We start from the raw sequence: 4,577 nt of genomic DNA on the forward strand, positions 1-4,577 counted from the left end.
GCCGACCCGAACCGGCCCAACGGCTCGTTCCTCTTCCTCGGCCCCACCGGCGTGGGCAAGACCGAGCTGTGCAAGGCACTGGCGTCGTTCCTCTTCGACACCGAGGAGGCCATGATCCGCATCGACATGTCGGAGTTCATGGAAAAGCACGCCGTCGCGCGGCTGATCGGTGCACCACCGGGCTACGTCGGCTATGAGGAGGGCGGCTACCTCACCGAGCACGTACGCCGCAAGCCCTACTCCGTGATCCTCCTCGACGAGGTGGAGAAGGCCCACCCGGACGTGTTCAACATCCTCCTGCAGGTGCTCGACGACGGCCGTCTCACCGACAGTCACGGGCGCACGGTGGACTTCCGCAACACCGTGATCGTGATGACCTCCAACCTCGGCTCGCACCTGATCCAGGAGAAGGCCGCCGAGGACTACGAGGGCATGAAGTCGGCGGTCATGGAGGTGGTCGCCCAGCAGTTCCGCCCGGAGTTCATCAACCGCATCGACGACGTGGTGGTCTTCCACCCGCTCGACCGGCGCCAGATCCGGCGGATCACCGAGGTCCAGACCGCCTACCTGGACAAGCGCCTCAAGGACCGGGAGATGGCCATCGTCATCTCCGACGCCGCCCTGGACCGCCTCGGCGAGGCCGGCTTCGACCCGGTCTACGGCGCCCGGCCGCTCAAGCGGGTCATCCAGCAACGCCTGGAGAACCCGCTGGCCCAGCGCATCCTCGCCGGCGAGTACGGCCCGGGCGACGTGATCCGCGTGGACGTCGAGGGCGACGAACTCACCTTCGAGCGGACCCGGGAGGCGGCGGAGGCGTAACCGGCGCCTCGCACGGCCGCGGGGGGCATGACACCCCGCGGCCGTCCTCCTTGGTATAGTCGCGCAAACCACTGAGCCCCGACCGGCAAGGAGCCCCGACGATGACCAACCGCCTGATCACCCTCTGCGCCACCCTCCTGCTCGCCGTGACCACCGCCCACGCGGCGGCCCCGGGCGGTGTCACCGTCTCCGAAGCATGGGCACGCGCGACCCCTCCCGGCGCGCCCGCCGGCGCCGCCTACTTCAAGGCGACGGCGGCGTCCGGGGCGGACCGGCTGGTCGGCGTGGCCAGCCCCGTCGCCAAGAAAGCCACGCTACACCGGACGGTGACCGAGAACGGCAACCGCACCATGAAGCATGTCGACGGCGTCGACGTGGGTCCCGACAACCCGCTGGCATTCGCCCCGGGCGGCTATCACGTCATGCTCATGGGTCTCGACCAGCCCCTGAAGGCCGGCGACCGCTTTTCCATGACGCTGACCTTCGAGAAGGCCGGCGACATCGAGGTCGACGTCGAGGTGCGCCCGATCACCGCGGGCGCGGACTGACGGCCAAGGGCGAGCGTCTATACTCCCCGCGTGGACCGCGGCGGCGCCCGCCGCCGGTCCACGTCTGCTATCGTGTCGTACGATTACCCGTCCGCACGCGGGTGCGGACCGATAACACACAAGGGGAGCCACCGATGCGCATCGTCAAAGGCCTCATGGCCGGACTGGCCCTGACCCTCGGCGCCGGCACCGCGGGTGCGGCCCAGTGGAACATGGCCACGCCCTATCCGGACGCGACCTTCCACACCCAGAACATCCGGCAGTTCGCCGAGGACGTGCGTGAGGCCACGGACGGCGACCTGACCATCACCGTCCACTCCGCCGGCTCGCTGATCAAGCACCCGCAAATCAAGCGTGCGGTGCAGACCATGCAGGTCCAGGCCGGCGAGGTCTTCATCTCGCTGCTCGCCAACGAGGACCCGATCTTCGCGGTGGACTCCATCCCGTTCCTCGCCACCAGCTACGATGACGCCGAGCGGCTGTGGGAGGCGTCCCGGGACGCGATCGAGTCCCGCCTCGCGGACGACGGCATCCAGCTACTCTACGCCGTCCCCTGGCCCGCGCAGGGGCTGTACACGTCCCGCGAGGTGGACGGCGTCGACGACCTCGAGGGCCTGAAGTTCCGGGCCTACAACGCCACCACCTCGCGGCTGGCGGAGCTCACCGGGATGGTGCCGACCCAGGTCGAGGTGCCCGACATCCCCCAGGCCTTCGCCACCGGCATCGTCGAGGCGATGATCACCTCGCCGTCCACCGGCGCGAACTCCAAGGCCTGGGACTTCGTCGACCGCTTCTACGACATCCAGGCGTGGCTGCCCAAGAACATGATCATCGTCAACCGGCGCGCCTTCGACGCCCTCGACGAGGACACCCGCCAGGCCGTGCTCGACGCCGCCGCCGAGGCCGAGAAACGCGGCTGGGAGATGAGCCGCAAGGAGGCCGCGGCCAAGAAAGCGGTCCTCGAGGACAACGGCATGCAGGTGCTCGACCCCTCCCAGGGGCTGATGGACGGGCTCACCGACGTCGGCCGGACCATGACCGACGAGTGGCTCGAGAAGACCGGCGAGGACGGCCAGGCCATCATCGAGGCCTACCGGCAGTGACGGCGGCGCCCGCAACGGCCGCCGCCTGAGCGATGCGGCGGCTGCTCGACGCCCTCTACCTGGTGAGCGGCGTGGCCGGGGCGGTGTGCCTCGCCGCCATCGGCGTGCTGGTGCTCGCCCAGACGGCGGGCCGGCTCGTCGGCGTGGTCGTGCCCTCGGCCAACGAGTTCGCGGGCTTCTGCGTCGCCGCCTCGGCGTTTCTCGCCCTGGCCCACACCCTCAACCACGGCGGCCACATCCGGGTGCGCGTGGTGCTCGAACACCTCGGCGGGTGCGCGGGCCGGGCCGTCGAGGCCGCCGCCCTGGTGGTGGCGCTGGCGATGAGCGCCTACGCGAGCTGGTGGGCCGTGGACCTGGTGCGCGGCTCCATCCGCTACGGCGACGTCTCCCCGGGCCTGCTCGCGGTACCGCTGTGGATCCCGCAGACCGGCATGGCCGCCGGCCTGGTGGTGTTCACCATCGCGCTCGCGGACAACCTCCTGAGGGTGCTCCGCGGGCGGCCGCCGCTCTACGCCGTGGAGGACTGAGTGGGCACGCTGGAAGTCGGCCTCGCCCTGATGGCACTGCTGTTCGTCCTGCTCGCCGGCGGCGTGTGGGTGGCGATCAGCCTCACGGTGGTGGCCTATGCCGGGCTCGCGCTGTTCTCCTCCGCCCCCGCCGGGCTGGTGCTCGGCTCCAGCCTCTGGGGCGCGGTGTCGAGCTGGTCGCTGGCGCCGCTGCCGCTGTTCGTGTGGATGGGCGAGATCCTGTTCCGTTCGCGGCTGTCCGAGGACATGTACGCCGGGCTCGCACCGTGGCTGCGGCGCCTGCCCGGACGCCTGCTGCACGTCAACGTGCTCGGCTGCGGCATCTTCGCCGCGGTATCCGGCTCGTCGGCGGCCACCGCCGCGACCATCGGCCGCATGTCCATCCCGGAGCTGCGCCGGCGGGGCTACGACGAGCGCATGATCATCGGCACCCTCGCCGGCTCGGGCACCCTCGGGCTGCTCATCCCGCCGTCGATCATCCTCATCGTCTACGGCGTCAGCGCCCAGCTCTCCATCGCCCGGCTGTTCATGGCCGGGGTGCTCCCCGGCGCGGTGCTGGTGGTGCTGTTCATGGGCTACATCGTCACCTGGTCGCTGCTCCACCCCGGGCGCAATCCGCCGGCGGACCCGGCGCTGCCCCTCGGCGGGCGGCTGCGCGCCTCCGCCCGGCTGGCCCCGGTGATCGCGCTGATCGCCGGCGTGATCGGCTCGATCTACGCCGGTATCGCCACGCCCACCGAGGCCGCGGCCATCGGCGTGGCGGGCGCGCTGGTGCTCTCCGCGGTGACCGGCGGGCTGACACTGGCGAGCTTCCGCGACGGGCTGATGGGCGCGACCCGGACCTCGTGCATGATCGTGTTCATCCTCGCCGGCGCCGCCTTCCTCACCACCGCCATGGGCTATACCGGCATCCCCCGGGCGCTGGCGGAGTGGATCGCGGCACTCGGGCTCTCGCCGGTGGCGCTGATCGCCGCGCTTACCGTATTCTTCGTGGTGCTGGGCTGCTTCCTCGACGGCATCTCGGTGGTGGTGCTCACCACGTCGGTGATCCTGCCCATGGTGAACGCCGCCGGCATCGACCCGCTGTGGTTCGGCATCTTCCTGGTGGTCGTGGTGGAGATGTCGCAGATCACCCCGCCGGTGGGCTTCAACCTGTTCGTGCTCCAGGGGCTGACAGGGCGCAACATCTTCCGCATCGCCGGCGCCTCGCTGCCGTTCTTCCTGGTGCTGCTGAGCGCCGTCGTCATCCTGGTGGTCTTCCCGGAGCTGGCGACCTGGCTGCCGCAGCAGATGGCCCGCTAGGGACGGACCCCGCCGACCCGCGCGACGGAACGCCTCCGACGAACCCGGCCGTACCGGTGTGCCACCCCCGCACCGGACGCCAGACGTACCATGACGGTCCCGGCCGGCAGGGCTCACCCGCCACCGGCCCGGTGACCGGATTCGACACACGCATCCGAGCCGAGCACAGCCAATGAACGACGACACAGCACATCACGGCAGCGGCCAGTGGCAGTTCTGGATCGACCGCGGCGGCACCTTCACCGACGTCATCGGTCGTCGCCCGGACGGGACCGTGC

At 70.6% G+C, this 4,577-nt stretch carries 5 protein-coding genes; all 5 read left to right on the forward strand.

All coding sequences use genetic code 11. The features are described from left to right. On the forward strand, positions 1-819 hold an 819-nt coding region (locus G7A99_RS16045), incomplete at its 5' end, for an AAA family ATPase (RefSeq protein ID WP_163141981.1). A 101-nt stretch (positions 820-920) separates the two neighbouring features. After that, entirely contained in the window at positions 921-1,367 is a 447-nt protein-coding gene (locus G7A99_RS16050; protein WP_018716375.1) for a copper chaperone PCu(A)C, read from the forward strand. 134 nt (positions 1,368-1,501) lie between these two features. After that, positions 1,502-2,470 (forward strand): TRAP transporter substrate-binding protein, encoded by a 969-nt coding sequence (locus G7A99_RS16055; RefSeq protein ID WP_018716376.1) that lies wholly within the window; start codon positions 1,502-1,504, stop codon positions 2,468-2,470. A 32-nt stretch (positions 2,471-2,502) separates the two neighbouring features. Next, positions 2,503-2,997, forward strand: coding sequence for a TRAP transporter small permease (locus G7A99_RS16060; RefSeq protein ID WP_163141984.1), 495 nt, complete (start codon positions 2,503-2,505; stop codon positions 2,995-2,997). Beyond that, on the forward strand, positions 2,998-4,299 hold the full coding sequence (locus G7A99_RS16065; RefSeq protein WP_163141987.1) for a TRAP transporter large permease: 1,302 nt from the start codon (positions 2,998-3,000) through the stop codon (positions 4,297-4,299). The last annotated feature ends 278 nt before the right edge of the window (positions 4,300-4,577 follow it).

The organism is Arhodomonas sp. KWT (genome assembly GCF_010993615.1).